The sequence below is a fragment of the Lutibacter sp. genome (assembly GCF_041562875.1).
Lineage (GTDB): Bacteria > Bacteroidota > Bacteroidia > Flavobacteriales > Flavobacteriaceae > Lutibacter.
This window is the reverse complement of sequence record NZ_JBFFOE010000024.1, coordinates 1-20971: the sequence shown is the minus strand read 5'-3', so window position 1 is coordinate 20971 and position 20971 is coordinate 1. Positions and strand designations below refer to the sequence as shown.

Annotated in this window: 10 protein-coding genes; 3 read left to right on the top strand and 7 right to left on the bottom strand. The window is 34.0% G+C overall.

The window, feature by feature from the left end; translation table 11 throughout:
* Positions 1–62 precede the first annotated feature (62 nt).
* The gene (ccsA, locus tag ABY863_RS05370; RefSeq protein ID WP_372793241.1) at positions 63–3242 is read left to right on the top strand and encodes a cytochrome c biogenesis protein CcsA; all 3180 of its coding nucleotides are present in this window, start codon (positions 63–65) and stop codon (positions 3240–3242) included.
* Between the two features lie 352 nt (positions 3243–3594).
* Here ccsA (ABY863_RS05370) and ccsA (ABY863_RS05365) read toward each other — a convergent pair whose 3' ends face one another.
* The 7 genes from ccsA (ABY863_RS05365) to ABY863_RS05335 all read right to left on the bottom strand — a co-directional run bounded on the left by ccsA (ABY863_RS05365) (position 3595) and on the right by ABY863_RS05335 (position 19907).
* The gene (gene ccsA, locus ABY863_RS05365; protein WP_372793240.1) at positions 3595–6111 is read right to left on the bottom strand and encodes a cytochrome c biogenesis protein CcsA; all 2517 of its coding nucleotides are present in this window, start codon (positions 6109–6111) and stop codon (positions 3595–3597) included.
* Between the two features lie 513 nt (positions 6112–6624).
* The gene (locus ABY863_RS05360) at positions 6625–11538 is read right to left on the bottom strand and encodes a CxxxxCH/CxxCH domain-containing protein (protein WP_372793239.1); all 4914 of its coding nucleotides are present in this window, start codon (positions 11536–11538) and stop codon (positions 6625–6627) included.
* A gap of 4 nt (positions 11539–11542) precedes the next feature.
* Positions 11543–14461, bottom strand: a complete 2919-nt coding sequence (locus tag ABY863_RS05355) for a PKD domain-containing protein (RefSeq protein WP_372793238.1) — start codon at positions 14459–14461, stop codon at positions 11543–11545.
* Positions 14462–14566: 105 nt separating this feature from the next.
* Complete coding sequence (locus ABY863_RS05350; protein ID WP_372793237.1) at positions 14567–15820, bottom strand: M20/M25/M40 family metallo-hydrolase; 1254 nt, start codon at positions 15818–15820, stop codon at positions 14567–14569.
* A gap of 547 nt (positions 15821–16367) precedes the next feature.
* Positions 16368–16547, bottom strand: coding sequence for a hypothetical protein (locus tag ABY863_RS05345; RefSeq protein WP_372793236.1), 180 nt, complete (start codon positions 16545–16547; stop codon positions 16368–16370).
* 636 nt (positions 16548–17183) lie between these two features.
* The gene (locus tag ABY863_RS05340; protein WP_372793235.1) at positions 17184–18689 is read right to left on the bottom strand and encodes a glutamine synthetase family protein; all 1506 of its coding nucleotides are present in this window, start codon (positions 18687–18689) and stop codon (positions 17184–17186) included.
* Positions 18690–19076: 387 nt separating this feature from the next.
* Positions 19077–19907 (bottom strand): universal stress protein, encoded by an 831-nt coding sequence (locus ABY863_RS05335; RefSeq protein WP_372793234.1) that lies wholly within the window; start codon positions 19905–19907, stop codon positions 19077–19079.
* Between the two features lie 168 nt (positions 19908–20075).
* Here ABY863_RS05335 and rimP point away from each other — a divergent pair, with 168 nt between their 5' ends.
* Both rimP and ABY863_RS05325 read left to right on the top strand, forming a co-directional pair.
* On the top strand, positions 20076–20540 hold the full coding sequence (gene rimP / locus ABY863_RS05330) for a ribosome assembly cofactor RimP (protein ID WP_372793233.1): 465 nt from the start codon (positions 20076–20078) through the stop codon (positions 20538–20540).
* A gap of 12 nt (positions 20541–20552) precedes the next feature.
* The coding region (locus ABY863_RS05325) for a NusA N-terminal domain-containing protein (RefSeq protein WP_372793232.1) at positions 20553–20971 on the top strand (419 nt) is incomplete at its 3' end.

The window sequence follows — 20971 nt, the reverse complement described above, 5'->3', positions numbered from 1 at the left end:
TCACTTTGAATATTATAAGATTATGCTACTTTTGTAACATAAAAAACTAAATTAAGAAAATAATGAATAAACTATTAAAAATACTGTTCTCTCCAAGAACTACATTGGGGCTATTGGTAATATTCGCAATTTCTATGGGAGTGGCAACATTTATTGAAAATTCCTATGATACTATTACAGCTAAAATATTAGTGTATAATGCAACATGGTTTGAAGCTTTGATGGTGTTAATGATTATAAATTTTATAGGTAGTATTAAAAGATACCAGCTACTTACCTGGAAAAAAATACCTGGATTTATTTTTCATGTTTCATTTATAATCATGATTATTGGTGCGGGCATAACACGCTATATAGGTTTTGAAGGACGTATGTCTATTAGAGAAGGGGCTTCTTCTAATTTTATTTTTAGTAATGAAACGTATTTGAATGTAAGAGCCAATGATGGCGCGCAGGATTATACCATTGATAAGTTGTTAACTTTTGGAATGGTAACAGATAATTCGTTTCAAGTTAACCTTGAAACTGCGAATAAAGGCACTGTTGAAATTGCTTATAAAAATTATTTAAAAAGGTCCCGGGAAATTTTTGTAGAAGGTACAGAAGGAGGTTTTACTATGCTGAATTTAACCATTAGTGATGACGGAGGGCATAAGCATGAAATTCAGTTAAGAGAAGGGGAGAGTCAACTAATGCACAATATCCCTGTATCATTTAATAACAATCAATACCCTAACGCTGTAAAGATAACAGGAACGGCTGATCAATTGTTTATTAGTTATCCTGCAGAGATTAAAACCGCAACAATGCCATCGATGGAGGAAGGTATTATTATAAAAGATAGTTTGGGTGACTTTAGCCGAATGCATTTATATCAACCTCAAGAATCTGGTCTTTCAATTGTTTTAACCAAAGTATTAAAAAACACCGTGGTTAAATATGTAGAAAGTGAATCGAATCAAAATGGTCCAGAAGCATTGATTTTGGATGTTATACACAATGGTAAAACTAAAGAGGTTACCATATTAGGAGGAGCTGGTTATATTGAGAATTACATTGATGTACCATTAGAGGGGATAACACTTAAAATGGCCTATGGCGTTAAAAAAATTAATTTGCCGTTTTCAATACAATTGAACAAATTTGAATTGGAGCGTTATGCAGGTTCTATGAGCCCATCATCTTATGCAAGTGAAGTTACCTTAATAGATCCTCAAAATGGGGTTAGAAAAGACCACCGAATTTTCATGAACAATGTATTGGATTATGGAGGCTATCGTTTTTTCCAATCTTCATATGATCAGGATGAAAAAGGAACTGTACTATCTGTGAATTACGATTTTTGGGGTACTTGGATCACTTACTTTGCTTATGCTTTAATGATTTTTGGATTTATATGGACCTTGTTTAATAAGCACTCTAGATATTGGGAATTAATGGGAAAAATTAAGGATTTAAGAGCAAAAAGAAAATTATTATCGGTACTTGTTGTCGCTTTTTTAATGTCGGGTACATTAGTTGCACAAGAACACAATCATGAAGTTAGTTCAAGTCAATATTCAGTAAGTGAGGCACATGCAGTAAAATTTGGTAAATTAATTACACAAACCTATAATGGTCGTTTTGCTCCTGTTCATACTGTTGCAATTGATGTGATACATAAAATTTCGCGTAAAGATAAAATTGACATTCCTGGGAGAGGTAAAATGAGTGCCATGCAAGTGTTTTTAGACCTTCCTTTAAATCCTAATTTTTGGAAAAATCAAAAAATAATTTATGTGAGCGATAAATCGGTTACCGATTTAATTAATACGAGCGGTAAACTTGTTGCTTTTAATGCCTTTTTTAACGAAAAAGGACAATATAAATTACAGGAATTTGCTGAAGTATCGTTTAGAAAACCAGATGGTGAACGCAATAAATTTGACAAAGAAATTATCAAAATAAATGAACGTTTGGAAGTATTTATGATGGCATATCAAGGACATATGTTAGATATTTTTCCAGTTCAAAACTCTGAAAATAACAAATGGGTAAGTTGGGACGATCAATTAGCAAGCAGACCGTTAACTGGAAGTATTCTTATGATTAATGATGATTTACAATTACCTGTTTTGAATTATAGCAATATAATGCGTGCTTATTTTAGCGCCTTAATTGATGCTGCCAAAACAGCTGATTATAGTAAAGCAGACAAAATATTAGGGTATATAAACAGTATTCAAAGACAAAGCTCAACAGCTGATTTAATTCCTTCTGAAACTAAAGTTCAAAAAGAAATTACTTATAACAAGTCAAATATTTTTATTAACCTTAAAAACGTGTATGGTTTATTAAGTTTGTTATTATTAGTTTTAGCATTCATTGATAATTTACGTGCCAAAACAAGTAAAATTGTAAGTTGGTCACTGAATGTTTGTATTGCTATTTTAGGGGTTGCTTTTATATACCATACCTATGGTATGGGTATGAGATGGTACCTATCAGGACATGCTCCTTGGAGTAATGGTTATGAAGCCTTAATTTTAATATCTTGGTCAAGTTTATTAGCCGGATTTAGTTTTATGCGTTATTCTAAAATTACCCTTGCTGCAACTTCTTTATTGGCATTTTTCACCTTAATGACGGCAAGTCATAGTAGTTACGATCCTCAATTAACGAATCTTGTGCCTGTATTGAAATCGTATTGGTTAATTATTCACGTAGCAACTTTAACTATTAGCTATGGTTTCTTAGGGCTTGGATTTATTTTAGGCCTTTTTAATATGGGTATTTACTTAATTAAAACACCTAAAAATTCGAATCGACTTTCTTTAATTACTAAAGAGTTGACGTATATTAATGAAATGAATTTAACTATAGGGTTGTTCTTAGCAACTGTTGGAACATTCCTTGGAGGTGTTTGGGCAAATGAATCTTGGGGCCGTTACTGGGGATGGGACTCTAAAGAAACTTGGGCCTTGGTAATTACTGTGGTATATACTATAATTTTACACTTTAGATTGGCACCAAAATTGAAAGGAGAATTTATATTTAATGTGGCTTCTATTTTTGGTTTTGGATCGGTATTAATGACCTTTATCGGGGTGAATTATTACTTTACAAAAGGAATGCATAGCTATGGGGGTGGAGAAACACCTATGTTCCCAATGTGGGCTTGGATTACAATTTTATCGGTCATCCTTTTAATTGTTATTGCAGGAATTAAAGAAATGAAATATAGAAAGAGTTTACCTAAATAAGAAATAAATAAATTTTACACATAGATTAAAAAAACCTTTCCTAATATTTTGGGAAAGGTTTTTTTATGATAGGGCTATAGTTCATTAAGTTTTTCATTTATTACATGCAACAGTGTTGATATTTTTAATATAAAACCAATCAACGCGGCCCTTTTTTCAATAGTTTTCTTTTGCAGCTAATAGTGCTTCAAACCATTTTTATTTATATGTTAGTTGTTGAGCCGTAAATCCATGTTTAGATACCGTTTAAGAATACTCTTTAAATTTCCGATTGCAAATTGCAAAAATAGGAGCCTAACCATAAAATCACTATAGTCTCACAAAAAAAATTGCATAAGAGACAAGCTTCTTACTAATCCTCTCTTTCGGGTACTGCTAAACTTGGCGTATTTGTATATTTTTCTTTAACAACAGCTACAATAATTAAACAAAGAAAGGCAACAATGGTAACCCAAGCCCAAAATGGAAAAACCGGAGGGTCGTCAGAAGCGTAACTATGTAAGCCCTTGGTAAAATAATAATTCACCCCAACAAAAGTCATAATTACACTTCCAAATGAAATAAACGAAGCAATATTAAATGTTAAGTGGGATTGCATTTTAGGAATAAATTTAAGGTGTAACACTACCCCATAAGCTAAAATTATTATTAGTGACCATGTCTGTTTGGCATTCCACGACCAATAAGTACCCCAAGATTCATTCGCCCAAACACAACCAATGTATGTCCCAATTGCAGCTAGAAGCATTCCTATGGTCAATAATTTCTCGTTAATATAGGTCAGTTCTGCTATAATCAAAGAAAACAATTTTTTCTTAGTTTTGGGTTTTAGTAACCCGAGGATAATGTTAATAAAGCCCAGCATAAAACTAAGAGCTAAAAATCCATAACCTATTGTAATAATAGCCACATGTATAATTAACCAATATGATTTTAACACAGGATTTAGGTTGGTTAATTGAGGGTCATAATAACTCAGCCCAGATACCATCAGTAAGATAGAAGCTAATAGAGCTGTAGATGCCAGTGTGATTTTGGAGTAATTGATTACAGAAAACCCTGCGATAACTACCCCCCAAGCAACTAGTAGTAGCACTTCATACCCGTTACTCCATGGAGCATGGCCTCCCAAATACCATCGTAACCCCATACCAAAAGTTTGAAAGATAAAAGCAAGTATAAAAAAACCGATACTTACTTTAATGGCTATTTGAAGTTTTTTGCTAGATTCCGATTTGAAATTCTGTACAAAAGTGAATACTAACAGTGCAATACCCAGCAAAGCATAAACATATTTTAAATAATCAAAGATGTTGGACTTGTTATAAAAAACTTCTAATTCAATCTTGCTATCGGAAGGCAATAATGCCGTTGTTGTGTATTGTCGTTGAATACTTTTGATGTACCCCATTATTCTGTTCGGAATAGTATAATCATTCGCTTCCCTTGCACTTATGGTAGAAATAAGGTATGCTCGCATCATGTTATTATAATTAAATTCTGAAAGCTGTAAATCTTCGTTTAGTGCTAATAATTCATTAGGTAAAGGAATTCGCGCAAGGCTATCATCCCAACTTACCCATTTATTGTTGTTAGCATTTGATGCGGGAAATAATTTAAGTGATGTACCATTAATGGTCATCATAAAAATATGAACGCGTTCTGATACTTTAATAATTTCTCTATCTAAGGTGTTTTGATCTGCTGCCTTTTTTTGAAATGCTTTATAATTCAACGCTTCCAATTTGTAATAACCGTTGTTATCAAAATCGTTAAAAGAGGCATACTTGCCTTTAATGCCTAAAATGTTTCGCAAAGATTCTTCTCGAACAACAATCATTTTTTGATTTCTCCAAAAGCCCGGATCCACATGCATGTCTAAAAAGAGTTGCATGGCATCCATTTTTCCTTTTGATACAGTAGTAAAATTATCTTTACCTGTAATTTTATGAATAACATCAGTAGCCAAAGAGTGTACCGCCGAAAAACGACCATCATAAGTTTGGACTAATAAGTGCCCAAAAGCGTCTGCATGCGCCGCATTAATGGGGTTGGCTATTTGATTTTGAGAAACACATACATTAGCAGAACCAAGCAACAATATTATAGTCATCATCAACGCCTTTCTTTCGGTTCTAATCTTCTTTATCTTATCATCTAATTGTGAAAAATGTGTTTTTTTTGACCACAAAATTAGCAGGGCGCCCAACAGCAATAAGATGTATCCAAAATAGGTAATGAGAGTGCCATAGTAATCGTAGTTTACAGAAAGGATAGTCCCTTTTTCATCATCATCATAAGAAGTTTGAAAAAAGCGGTAGCCATCATAATCCAACACATTGTTTTTATAAATAACATGTGCTTCTTTTAAGTTTACTCGATCGTCAATCAATACCACGTTACTTTTTGAAGCAGAAGGAATATCAGTTCCAGGGTATTTCGTTAGCGTAAAACGTTCCAATTGAAGTGCAAAAGGAATCTCTATTGGTTTTGGGCCATAAACCATTTCCAATTGTAAATTATCAAATTGGTACGATTTAAATTTTTGAATAGTTTTAGTGTCATCATAAAGCAAAATAGCTTCGTAACTTTTTCCTTGATAGGAAAGTATAACCTTTAATTGATCTGGCGTTTCTTCATTAAAAATGTACTCTTTAAAGTCGATTTCTAATTTATCTTGTAAGTCGAATTCTAAATGGAAATCATTGTTTTCTATTTGTGAAAAATACAACGGAGACTCGCTTGCATAGTTAATTTTTTTATCAGCCGTACGGATTTGAAAATAAGGCTCTACAGTGTAGATTGTGTTTGAATATTCGTTTTCAAAGATGTGCATATTGGCTTCAAAACCAAAATTTCTGGTTACCACTCCTCCAATGATGATGAAAATAAAGGAAAAGTGAAAGAGTATTTGGGGAATTTTTTCTTTTCTAAAAAGCTTTTTTTGATAGCTGTTAATCAAATAAAATATGACCAAAGTCAACATGAGGATCTCAAACCATGCTGCATTGTAAATTAGCAATTTTGTAGTTGTAGTATCATAACTATTCTCAATAAATGTGGCAATGCCTATAATTGCAATAAATAGAGATAAAACAAGCATTGACAGCCTAGAAGAAAATAGAGTATCCCAAAATTTTTTCATTTTTTGATTACTTGTAGTAATTAGTTAATTGTATTTTTATCAAAGGTAAGTATTATGCGTTAAACACCATGCTTTTGGGCTATTTTGTAATCGTTTTGTTATTATGTTTTTGAGCTGAATCCTCTTATGAGAAACAGTTTGTAAAAATAAGGAGATTGTGGGTTAAACCAGCAATGATATGTGGACAAAAAAACGGGGCATTTGGCCCCGTATATATAATCTAAGTTTTTTATTAATTTAATCCCAACATGCTTGGCCGTTACAATGGCCTCCAATGATACCTCTTGCCCTAGCTTTACCACCCATCTCCCAAACCATAGTGCCACCTAGCCCATTTCCAAATTCTCCTACTTTAAATTGAACAGCTCCATCAATATGACTGGATGTTCCATAAGTTCCTTGCTTTTTAATACCACCTTCTCCAAGTCTGGTATCTACATCATGACACCAAAAACACTGTACTGAAGCTCCCCATGCGCCAATATTACCATTACCATCATGCTGACCGACAAAACCACCATGTGATCCACTTAAAGGGTGTTGTCCTACAACAACTTCTTGTGATGTACCTGGTGTTACATCATAATTAGTTGCAACTGTAGGAAATGCTGTAGGTCCTTTATGACAAGCATCTATACAAGTTGAAAATGTACCTGTATCCCATCTAGGGGTGGTTTCATAAGTTAGCAATATGGCCGGATTACCTGTAAAAGGAATTGTTGGGGTTATAGTACCACCTGCCCAATCATGATTGTTATCAGGACCAAGGCCTAAGATAGGGTCATATTGATCCGTTCCTCTATCAGCACTCATACCATTACTATGGCAATAAACGTTACTACATGTTTTGGTTGCAGGGTTAGAACCATCATAATCCCATGTAGGAGTAATTGCGTCTTGTCCGTTTCTGGTTGCAAGGCCGCCTAAATCAAATGCTACATTTGTTGTACCATTAGAATGCACTCCTTCAAGTGATCCTCCATCGCCATAATCTAGATGGCATGTACTGCAGGCGTAATAATACGGAGCACCTGCGTGAATAGCATGAGCTCCAGTATTAGGGTAATCATCTGGTGTTTCATGACAACTATGACAACTCCCTTGAGGGAATGAGGTTATTATTTGGGGATCTGGAAGTGGAGGGTAACCATTATGAGAATGACACCCTGTACAATTGGCTCCATCATTATGGTCTGTTCCGTCATCAATATTGGTATGGTATGATGTGGAGGTATGACACACTTCACAAATTCCATTATTGGCACCAGCACCCTTAATAAATGAATTTTGAGAGCTAAAAGTAACAGATCTTAAATCTACACCCGCAGTTAGATCTATATCAATTTGATTCTTTATCAACATGATATTAGTTCCGTTGTGAGCCTGATGACAGTCCAGACATTCAAATCCCTGATGTGGTTGGTAGGCATGACAGTCCTTACATAAATTATTGTCATTTGTCATTTTTAGTAAATTACCATCAGTAGTAAGTGGACTTCCTGCAACATCATGTACACCATGACATGAAGAGCACTCTACATTGCTACTAATCAACGGTAAAGTGTGTCCAGCATTGTAATCGGTTGTTGCAGGATAGGCAATACCTACCGGATGGCTTCCTATATTATTAATAGGGTCGGCTGCATAAGTTCCCTTATCTCTAGGTAAATGACAATCTTTACACATTTCATCTGCAGAATTAGGACTTACCAATAATTTTCCATTTGTATTGGCATGTGGATCATGACAAGTAGAGCATACTATATTTCCTGAATCTAGTCGTGCTGCCATTGCTGGGTCGGAAGGAATATTGGTTTCATACAAGCCTGAACTTGCACTTACATTGAAAGCATGTCCATTTCCACTTGTACCAGGAATTGCAATATTTGCTGCACTTATTGTTGTACTTGCAGTATTTCCATCATGACAAGCAAAGCAATTTTCATAGTTTGTCGCTTGCATTGTCAGTGCTGCATTTTGTGATCCGTGCCTTTCGTGACATCCCAAACATGAATTAGCAGAATTGTCATGGGGTGTACCAACATAAGATGCTTTATTATAGATAGTAGTGTTGATATATGAAAAATCAGCAGGAGTTATTGGCGCATTTCCATCGTGACATTTAACACAGTAAACATCGACATCACCTGACCATACAGCTGCTGCATCAGGGTCTCTTAACATCATTGTGGAGGTTGGGTGTGTAGTTCCATTATCATAATGACATGCTTCACATTCTTCATTAAGAGGATCGATACCAATGCCGGAGGAGGTATGTCTAGATGACAATGTGTTATTCATTTCACCAATGGTGGCACCAACAATCTGAACGACGCCTCCTCTACCACCAGGTTGTGCTGATGAATGACAACCTACACAGGTAAGTGGACCTGATGGTGTTTCAAAACCAGCATTATGGAAATGACACCCTACACAACTTTGTTCTCTTTTATCAGAGGCATCGTTATGGGTAATTCCACTACCATCATTAAGGTGATGGGTGGTTGCAGTATGACAAACCTCGCAAATACCATCATCAATGCCATCTTTATCAACAAATGAATTGACACCAGATTCAGCATAAAACTTTACAGGGCTACCATTTACAACATCCCTAATCATGTAAATATTATCTCCTATAATACCATCCACGGTATTGTGCACTTCATGACAGTCCAAACAATCAAAACCATTATGAGTAGGATAATTATGGCAATCCATACAAAGACTATTGCCTTTAGGCATTCTCAATAAGTTACCATCAGAACCAAACTCACCACTATTTGTAACATCATGAACTCCATGGCAACTGGAACATTCTACGTTGCTACCAACCAATAGTGTAGAGGTAGGACTTGCATTTAACTTAGCAACTGCGTTATAGGGTACTCCTACGGGGTGACTACCTTTGTTGGTAGGTCCATTTTGAAATAGTTGCACATCTCTAACCGAATGACAGACCTTGCACATAGCATCTCCAGTATTATCGATTCTTAAATATGGAGAGCCTGCATTTCCATCATTATGTTGATCGTGACAGGTAGAACATATAATATTACCACCTGGAAGACGCATTCCCATCTCAGTTGTAGCAGCGGGGGCAAGTGTTTGATAGGTTGGGTTGGTAGCAGGAACATCCCATGAATGTGAATTTCCACTTGCTCCTGGTATTGCTTTATTTCCATCTACTAGTGGCTTAGCACTTGCTTCACCAGTGGAAATATGACAACTTTGACATAATAATGCATTTCCCGCAACGCTCGTAAGCGAAGTGCCCGGTGAACTGTGAGTGATATGGCAAGAAGAGCAATTCGTCAAACTGTGACCTTGTATTTCTTTTATGGTAATTGTAAATGAATAGTTTGGACTCACCTGTCCATTGCTTACAGTTAATATTGCGTTGTAAGCGGCAAAAGGAGCAGCAGGTGGAACATTCAATAAAATAGGACTGGCAGGAAGCAGAGCATTGGTGATATTAGAAAAACCTGCACTTATAGCCGCAGCATCGTAAGTTATGCTATAGCTAGTAGGATTTGCAGTAGCGGTGTAGCTTAGATTTGCTAAGGTAGTTCCTTGTAAAACGGAAGGGTAGGACCCCAATATTATGGTAGGAGGTGGAGGAGCTGTTACGGTAATTGTAATTGCATATCCAGAACTTTCCTGTCCATTGTTAACGGTTAAAGTTCCGTTGTACGTAGTTAATGACGCACCTGATGGTACAACAGCAACGATAGAACTTCCGAGTGCAATGCCTGAAACATCTGAAAATCCAGCGGATTCAGCTGCGAGATTATAGTCTATGCTATAGGTAGTAGGGCTTCCAAAAGTGGCACTGTAGGTTATGTTTGCAGAAGTAGTTCCTTGTACAACAGAAGGATTTGCATCTGTGAGTGTTATGGTAGGAATTGGAGCCGTTACAGTAATTGTAAAAGAATATCCTGAACTTACCTGACCATTGCTTACGGTTAAAGTTCCATTGTAAGTAGCCAGAGGAGCGCTAAGCGGAACATTCAATAAAATAGGACTGGCAGGAAGCAGAGCATCGGTGACATTAGAAAAACTTGCACCTAGCGCTGTAGCATCGTAAGTTATACTATAGGTAGTAGGGCTTCCAGTAGTAGCAGTATAGGGTAAATCTGCAGAAGTAATTCCTTGTGCCACTGAAGGGCTTAATCCTAATGTTATGGTGGGAACTACAGGAGCCGTTACTTCAATTGTAATAGGATACCCAATACTTTCTTGCCCATTGTTAACGGTTAAAGTTCCGTTGTAAACGTCAATAGCAGCACCTGAAGGAACAATAGCAACGATAGGATCTGTGAGTGCAATACCAGAAACATCTGAAAACCCTTGACCTAGAGCTGTAGCGTCGTAAATTATGCTATAGGTAGTGGGTGTTCCAGTTGTGGAACTGTAGATTATGTTTGCAGAAATGGTTCCTTGTACAACAGAAGGATTCGCATTTGTGAGTGTTATGGTAGGAGCAACTGCTGATAGGGTGTATGTTATTATAATTTGACCATCGGCTCCCGCTCCACCAAGATTATTTCTTCCTGATCCACCACCACCACCACCACCAAGAGCAGATCCGTCGCCACCACCACTGGAATTGCCACCTAATCCACCAGCACCTCCATTGGCACCTGCTCCACCATCTCCAGCTTGGGCACCCACGGCATCATTTCCATCTACTCCGGATAAATTTTCATCATTTCCATTACCATTTGAAATACCTCCAATACCTCCGGTACCACCGTTTACTGCGTCAGCACCAGCACTACCACCTCCGGCAGATAAGGTTCCAAAAGAAGTACTCCCTCCTCCAGTTCCAACAGCAAAATTATAATCTCCGGGTAGTATATTTATGGATCGGCTATAAGCACCACCACCACCACCACCTGCACCATTGTCCACTGAGTTTTTCCCCCCCCCAGTTGTTTCTCCTGCTCCACCACTACCACCGGATCCCCAGATTTCCACGGTTACCGATGTGGCATTAAGAGGAATTGTCACTGGAGAGTTAACGTTGTCAGCTACATTAAGAGTTATAGTAGTCTGGCCAAATACTGTAGTTGATGACCCTAAAAATAAGGCAAATACGATTAAAGTAAAGAAGCCTAAGTTGTATATGTTTTGTAGTATAGTTTTCATGTTTCTAATCTTTTAATACTAATTTATGTTGTGCCGTAAAGTTTGCGGCTTCAATACTCAGCACATAAACCCCCTTAGAGTATTGATCTAAATTTATTTTTTTATAAATATTTCCATCATAAGAAGTGCTTGACATTGCATTAAATACTTCATTATAAATGATTTGCCCTGCTAAACTCTTTATAGTGATAACAATGTCAGAAGTTATTGGCATATCTGGATTTATTTTTAAAGTAAATTCTCCATTTGACGGGTTTGGATAAATTACAATGACATCATCAATAGCACTACTACGTATTTCGATGAGTTCCGTTTTTTGAGCCTCCGAGCAAAATTCACCATAAGCGGTATAGCTTACTGTATAATCTCCTTTTTCCTTAAAAGGATGTGATGGGTTTTCCTCTGTTGAGGTATTTCCATCACCGAAATCCCAGAAATGAGAATCTGCATTGGTAGCTGTGCTAAAAAACTGCATGCTTTTTTGGAGCCCTTCGTAATAAAAGTCAGCTGTTACCATCGGATGCACTGTAATATTTATTGATGTAGTGCTCTCACAACCCGAGGCATTGATTACAGTCACGCTATAATTGCCAGTTTCTGTAACCTCCAGCGTACGATTGTTACTTCCATTACTCCATTTATATGACTGATAGTTTCCTGAATCCAATACGTATGGTAGTTCTGTTTCACAAATATCGAGATCAGGACCTAAATCTACAGAAGGTAAAGGATTTACAATTACCTCCACACTAGCTTCAGCAGAACAACCATTTTGATCGGTTACTGCTACACTATAAGTTCCTGCTGTTTGAACAGCCAGAGTTTGTTGAGTCGAGCCATCACTCCATAGATAAGAATTAAATACACCTGGATCTAATATTGTATTATTTCCTTCACAAATATCTATAATTGCTGGTAAGGTTGTATTAGGTTGCTCAAATTCGTTAACGGTTGTAATCCCTGAAAATGTCCCAGAACCATTGATATCAGAAAAAGCAATTAATTCATAGGCTCCCGCTGTGGAAGTAGAGAGTTTATAAGGATTGTTTGAAGTTGTAATTTCAGTTGGGTTTAAACCATTTATTGTATAGCTATAAGTCCAGGGAGCTTCTCCTGTGAAATAAATGTCGATATCTTCAGAAGTCCCTGAACAAACTTTAATATCGGAAGTTATAATTGTTGCTCGAGGCAATTCTATATAATAAATATCAAAATACCCTTGCCAATTCATATTTGAGCAAAATTGATCTGTAATGTTTAAGATTTCATAAGTACCTTTTTTAGAAACTGTAAGTGTATAAGGGTTTTCATTTGTTGTTATTGTAATTTCTTCATCCACGTCAAATGTATATAAGTATGTAAACGTGTAAGGAGCCGTTCCTGTAAATGCAATAGTGAAATCCGCAGATTCCCCAGGTTTAATTGTGGCAAAATCATTTTCATTGGTAATGCTTGCTGTTGGTAATGGGTTTACGGTAACGTTCGTATTATCTGTAAGATTGATTCCGGAGCATCCAGCATCGGTTAGAGTTATTATTTGATAGCGTCCTGATTTTTCTGTTTTAATACTATACAGACTTTCAGATGTGGTAATCTTAACTGGGTTTAATTCATCAATAGTGTAGGTAAATGTCCAAGGGGCTATTCCTGTAAATTGTACAGGGACTCCAGTTTCAACATCGTTGCATTTTGAAAAATCAGCTGTTAAAAAAGTTGCAGTTGGGAGCTCATTTACCTTAATGTTTGTTCCTCCAGTAAAACAAGTTCCGGCAATATTATCTTTATCCACAAGTGTTGTAACTTCATAAAACCCTGCTTTAGATACGGAAAGATTATAAACAGGTTCATTTGCTGTAACTTCAACAGGGTTTATTCCATCAACTGTATACGTAAAAGTCCAAGGGGCAATACCTGTAAGGTTAATCGTAATAGTTGCTAAGGAATTAGCACAAATTGTTTGATCTTCACTTGTAATTGTAGAAGTTGGCAGCGTATTATTAGTTAATGAAAATACATCAATTGCCCCTTTATTCATAGAAGAAACAATAGCACTGTTATCAGAAGTAAAAACAATATCCATAGGAAGATTGAATTCACCGATGCCATTACCTTGTAACCCAAATTTGGTAATGTAATTTCCATTGTTATCAAACACATTTACCCTTCCTAAATAAGGATCTACTGCATAAATATTACCACAAGTTCCGACAGTGACTCCTTGAATTCTATGAAAAAGACCGTCTTTTGTTCCAAAACAGCCAAAATTATTAATTAAATTCCCATCAGTATCAAAAATATAAATAGTTGTTAAAGGACCAGTAGTTCCAAAAGACATAGATCCTCCTCCACAGGTTTGTACATCTTCTCCAATACCGCCATGTTCAGAAACAATAATATGGCTGTTTTGCTTGTCAAAAGCAATTCCAGTAGGGAATGTAAAAGTATCATAGGTAAATTCTTTAACTACAGTTCCTGAAACATCCAAACCAATCACCTTTTTTAATTGACTGTCTACAATATATAAAATATTATTCAATCCAAAAACCATAGAGTTAGGCATTGAAGTACCTTCATAAAACAAGGTTTTACTTCCGTTCTGATTTACATTATAAATGGAGCCTGTTGTCTTATCTCCTACAAAAAGCTGATTCTTATTGTTTATTGCAATTGAAAGAGGGGATAAGGTAGTTGTTATCGTAGTTATATAATTTCCTTGTCCATCATATTTTACAATATTTTTTTGAATGGCATCAGTAGCGTAAATATGATCATTTGTGTCAACAGCCATTCTGCTTGGCGCTTTCAAACCCTCAATAATTAATGAAGTAGGGCTAAAGTTATCAGTTGTATATTGTGCATTTAAACAATTTAGACCTATGAGAAACAAAGTACAAATTAATAGTAATTTTCGCGAAGATATCATTAGTCATCTATTAGGCCGTAAAAGTAACTTTTGTCACAATAAGAACCTATGATAAATGTCATTTCAGCCCCAGTTATTAGAAGCTTAAAAAATTGGTCTTAACGATTAAAAGGTAAGTTCTTTTTCAATAATTTTTCCATTTCTTTCAATGGCGATTTTGATTGTCTGCCCTTTTTCAAACTTGCTTAGCGCTTGCATATAACTCATCATATCAATTATTTCAAAATCTCCCATTTTTTTTACGATATCTCCTTTAATCAATCCAGCACGGTGAGCAGGTCTTCCATCATTAACACCGTCAATTCTCATACCAGTCTCATTGTACAAATAATCTGGAATCACCCCAAGGGTTACTTTAAAAGCAGGTGTTTCTGTAGAATCATCTTTTGTCTTTGTAAAGACAGGAGCAGGCTTTTCATTCATAATGGTCAATAATTCTTCGATATAATCTACTATTAATTCAAGTCCCACATAATTAATCAAATCTGCATCATCAGTAGGTTTGTGATAGTCTTCATGTTGACCTGTGAAAAAATGTAATACAGACACATCCTGAAGATAGAAAGAAGTATGGTCAGATGGACCAATCCCTGAAATATGTTTTTTTATTTTGAAATCAGAGACTAAAATAGAATCAATAAGTACGTCCCATACTGGGGCAGTACCAGTACCATGTATGGCAATCCGTTTTTCTTCATCCAATCTCCCCACCATATCCATATTAATCATAAAAGCTACATTATCAAAATCAATAGTAGGGTTTTTAGAATAATAATTAGAACCCCAAAGGCCTTCTTCTTCCCCAGAAAATGCTAAAAATAAATAATTATAAGTTTTTAATTTTTTTACTTTTAAACGTTCTGCAATTGCTAACATAGCAGCCACACCACTTGCATTGTCATCAGCACCATTATGAATTTGCTTTTCTGTATTAGGCAACAAAGAGCCTCCCATTTCTCCATAACCAAGATGATCGTAATGTGCTCCAATAATCACTGTTTTTTTAGCTTTATTGTCTAAAAAACCAACAACATTATGGCCAATAATTGTTGCAGTATCTTTGACCATACTATGTGGATTTACTTTGGGTTTTACTTCAAAAATCTGCAAATAAGAATTTGAATCATTTATCCCTTTGATTCCCAAATTTTTAAAACGTTCGGAAATATAATTGGATGCTAATTTTTCTCCTTTTGACCCAACAAGACGTCCTTCCATTTCATCAGCTGATAAAGTTGAAATGTCAGTTTTTAACATAGGTATCTGGTCTTCGGTAAATTTTCTTGAAGAATTACAAGAAATAACTAGAAAAATAAAAACAAATAAAAGTAAATAAGAAAAAACAGCATTAAATTTCATAAAGTTTATTTTTAAAGAGATAAAATATTAAATAATAATAAAGGTATCGAATTTTTTAAAAAGAATCTAAAAAGAGTGCAGTGATTAAAAAAATCTAAGGACAATAAATTTTGACTTCTGTCAAAACGCTATTTTGTTTATTTAATCATTTTAGGATACTTCACTATATGTGATTAAATACGCCTAAAAAAAAGGAGTAATTTATACCTTGTTAATGTGTTTCAATTTTATTTAGTTGTCTGAAAATTAATTGGTTAAATTGTTTTTTAGAAAATAAAAATTATGTAAATTTGATTGTTAGGTTTTCATAGACCTAATCTTTTTAAGCTACGCTTATTTTATTTTTTATTGGTGTAGCTTGAATCTTTTTCATAGCAATTTTCCCCCAACTTGCTGAGTTGGTTTTTTTTATTTTCTTTTAAAAGTCCTTTGTAAATTTACTAGAATGTTGGAAATAAACACTTTTTCTATTAGTCATTCATTATTTTTTAGTGTAGCCATTTTTAAATAAGGAGAAATCTTTAAATTACAATTTTTCTTTACTTATCTAAGAGTCTTCTGATTGGGTCAAGTTATATTTTTTTAAAAGAGATTCGAATAAGTTCGCTTTAGGATTTTCAGAAAGTAATTCTAATGCGAAAAAGCAAGAACCTTGTATTACCTTTTTCCTAAAATCTAAATCTTCATCAGGATCAATTATTTCAATTTGTGAAATGAATAGAATCATTTTAAAGGCTTGACCTTCATCATTGATAACATAATTAAAATTAGAAAATATAGACTCACCTGCCTAGGATTGTTCTGTAAATATTTCAATAAGTTGTTTGGAATACAAACCTGTTTTTTTTCATAATGTTTGGAAATAAAAAAAGCGTGGAACAGCAACTTGTAGATTCTAGAGGTATCGCCAGGCACCTTTCCGCCAAAAAAGACCGAACCATGCCATTGACGTGGACGTCTTAACTTTAATATTGGTGGAAATTAAAAACTGGCGATTTTCTAATCCCAAATTAAAAGCTTTAATATGTTAGTAAATATTTCTCTCTTTAAAGAAATTTAAAATTATGATTGACTATGGAGATTCTAAAATTAATTAAGTTATCCCCTTTTCCTATTTTTGCGTTGTCAAGTGAAGAATTCAAATAAGTTTGACTCTTTACACTCGTTTCTTGTTCTACAAGGTCAACTAGAGAAATTAATAATCCCTATAAACATTTAAGTTTAAAGGGATTTGTTTTTCATAGCTTAGTAAATCACATAGTAATTTAGTGTTTTAATTAATAAAAGAGCCCCGAAGGCTCTTTTATTAATTATACAGTAGGCTAAGATATTTTAAGTTAATGAACTATCTTATAATAATAGGCTACATGTGATGTATATATTGGTCTACAATTTTTTTAATTTCTTCATGGTTGTTAAATAAGCGTTCATTCATATCCTTGTCATTAAATCCTTTTAATCTTTTAACAAAGCCATTTATTGTTCCTTCAGGGAAAACACCATCTTTTTGGTAGAAGATACTGTCTTTTTCTAAACATTCTGCAGATTCATAACATGAAGAAGGTAAGCTATTTAAAGAGTGATATAATGCTTTATGTTCATCATTAAAAATATTAACGTTCACATACATTTTGTTTGCCTTTTCTAAAGAATCTTCAGCTAAAATACCTTCATTAGCGGCCATTATTATTGCAGCCATTAAATGGTATAAATCGGCTGATCCATCTGGAGATCTAAGTTCTACAGTTTGTTTGCCTGGTATATATGGAACATCTCCTCTTTCTTGCGGATTGGCATCTTTAATCATATTTGTTTTTGCAATCCAACCAAGTGGAACTCTAATAAGAACAGATCTATTACTATCTCCCCAACAAACCATTGTTGGTGCTTCTTGATGCGGAACAAGTCTTAAGTAAGAGGTTGGAATGGAATTACCAAAAGCAGTTAATGATTGTGCTTTATCTAAAATTCCAGCCATAAATTTCTTAGCAATATCAGTTAAACCAACTTCATCGTTCATATAGTTTATGCCATCTTTTTCAAGCATCATATGTATATGTAAACCACTTCCGGCTTTGCCAACTGTAATTTTAGGGGCAAAACTAATTATAACACCATATTTTTGACCTAACATTCTAAGTATCCATTTAGAAATAATCAATTGCTCAACGGCTTCTTCAGCATCAACAGGTGTGAATTCAATTTCATGTTGTTCATACATATGGGTGTCAGTAGTGAAATTACCTACTTCAGAATGACCATATTTAATTTTGCCACCACATTGGGCAATAGTTAGTAAAGCTTCTGTTCTAAGATTTTCCCAATTTGTATAAGGTGAGGCTTCATGATAACCTCTTTGGTCTTTAGAAGGGTATAAATCATTTTTTTTGCCAATAATATAGTATTCTAATTCCCCCATCGCTTTAAAAGTATAGCCAGTATCTTTCGTAAATTGAGTTGAGGCTTTCTTTAAAATATATTCAGGAGCACTTTCAAGAGGTTGCCCTCCTTTAATGTAAAATGAACAAAGAATATCTAATGTTGGATGTTCTGTAAACGGATTCACAAAAGCAGTTCTAAATCTTGGAATAACATACAAATCACTAAAATCTGCATCTATATAAGAAAATAAACTTGAACCATCTACGCGCTCTCCAGTTGATAATATTGATTCAAGATAATCTTTACTAGTAATAACAAAATTTAAGGTTTTCAGTTTTCCATCTTCACCTACATATCTAAAATTTAACATTTCAATATGATGGTCATCAATAAATTTAATAATGTCGTATTTTGTGAATTCTCGAGCTGGTTTTTTTAGATGTTTAACCAGTTTATTTGGGTTCATTAATATTTCTAAATCTCTCATTTTATGTGTTCATTATTTTGATAATCTAAAACGTTTTCGAATAAGAAAAACGTTAACAAATATACCATCTTTTAAGGTTGAATTAAATAGAATATATGCAGTAATTAAGTTTAACTTACCCTTTAATTAATGGAGATATTTTAATCATAATTATCTCTTTTCTAATGTAAATAATTAAATAGTACGAATATGAAGAGAAACTTTAGTGAAAATTAGAATAAATTAAAAAAATTAACTGTTTAACTGTGGTTTTACACTTATGAAATAACCGACAATCTATTAAGCAAATTCCATTTTTGTGGGTATCAGTTGAAGTTCAAATTTTATATGTCAACAAAAAAGCTTCAATTATTAGTTGAAGCTTTTTTAATTTATATTTTGAAGTTTTTATACTTTAAATGTAACTACAGGTAATTTGGAATGATTTGCTAAGTCTTCTCCAATACTTCCTGTAAATAGATGCGCTAAGCCTCTCCTTCCACTAGTGTTTAGTAGAATTACATCAGCATCAATTACAGCAGCAAAATTAAGTATACCAGTTTCAACTGAAACATCATTGTAAATATTTAACGTATAATCACCTAAATCAAATTCGTTTATAAAATTTCTTATGGCATCACTTGATTCTTTTGTTGTCTCAAAATTATGAATTGTGTTAATTTTAAGTAAATGCAATCGAGCATTAAAAAGAGATGCGAAATTTAAAATATTTTGAAAAGCTACTTTACTTTTTTGTTCAAAATTAGAAGCGAAAACAATATTTTCAATTTTAAAATGATCAACATCACTCTTAACAACTAAAACAGGAACCTCTGAATTTCTAACAACTTTCTCAGTATTAGAGCCTACCAACATTTCTTCAAGACCAGACGTTCCTTTAGATCCCATAACTATTAAATCTATAGACTGTTTTTTACTTTCGTCTATAATACCGTCATAAGCTTTGTGAAATTGTACAGAATCTTCAATTTCTATACCATTAAAAAAAGGTAATTTTTTAAAATCCTCAAATTTTTCATAAGCTCGTTTTAAAAATAATAAAGTAGTAGGTGCATTGTTAGAATTCCCAAAGCTAGAAGGGTCAACAATACCAGTTGGTAATTCAAGCATATGTAATAAAAATATTTTCGAATTTGTAACCCTAGCAATGTCGCTTGCAACCTTTGCTGCATATTTTGCTTGATCAGAAAAATCAACAGGAACTAAAATATTTTTCATAAAAATTTATCGTAAAGAATGTTAAGTAAAACGTAAAGTTAATAATTTTAAATTAAAAAGAAGAATGAATTTTTATCATTTAAAAAAATGTTAGTATATTTGCACCGAATTAGGATAATTTAGAAGGATAGGAGGGGACAATAAGTCCCCTCTTTTTATACTACTACAATGGATAAAGGAAAAGTTATAGGTTTATTAGATAATGCTCTTGAAGAAAATAAGGAGCTGTTTTTAATAGAATTGAAATTTTTAGCTGACAACAAAATTTATGTTGAGGTTGATGGTGATCATGGAGTTACATTACAAGAATGTATCAGAATTAGTCGAGAAATTGAACATAATTTAGATAGAGAAGAGGAAGATTTCTCATTAGAAGTGACCTCTCCTGATGTAGCAAACCCTTTAAAAGTTAAAAGACAGTATGTTAAAAATATCAATCGAATTCTTGATTTGAAATTGAAAGACAACAAAACCGTTCAAGGGTTGCTTAAGAGTGTTACAGATAATGAAATAGAGATAGAATGGAAAACACGAGAACCAAAACCACTTGGAAAAGGAAAAATAACTGTAATTAAAAACGAAGTAATACAGTTTGAAAACATATTAGAAGCAAAAGTGAAAATAATATTTTAATTTAGAGGATGCATGGAAAATTTAGCATTAATTGAGTCGTTTTCAGAATTTAAAGGAGATAAAAATATAGATAGAGTAACGCTAATGGCAATACTTGAAGAGGTTTTTAGAGCTGCCTTAAAAAGAAAATTCGGATCAGATGACAACTTTGATATCATTATCAATCCTGATAAAGGAGATATGGAGATTTGGCGAAACAGAATTGTGGTAGCTGATGGAATGTCAGAAGATGATAATGAGGAAATTGAACTTTCTGAAGCTCGAAAAATCGAACCTGATTTTGAAATAGGAGAAGATGTATCAGAAGAAGTGAAATTAATAGATCTTGGTAGAAGAGCAATTTTAGCTTTACGTCAAAATCTAATTTCAAAAATATATGAGCATGATAGCACCAATACTTTTAAGCATTTTAAAGAATTAGAAGGTGATAT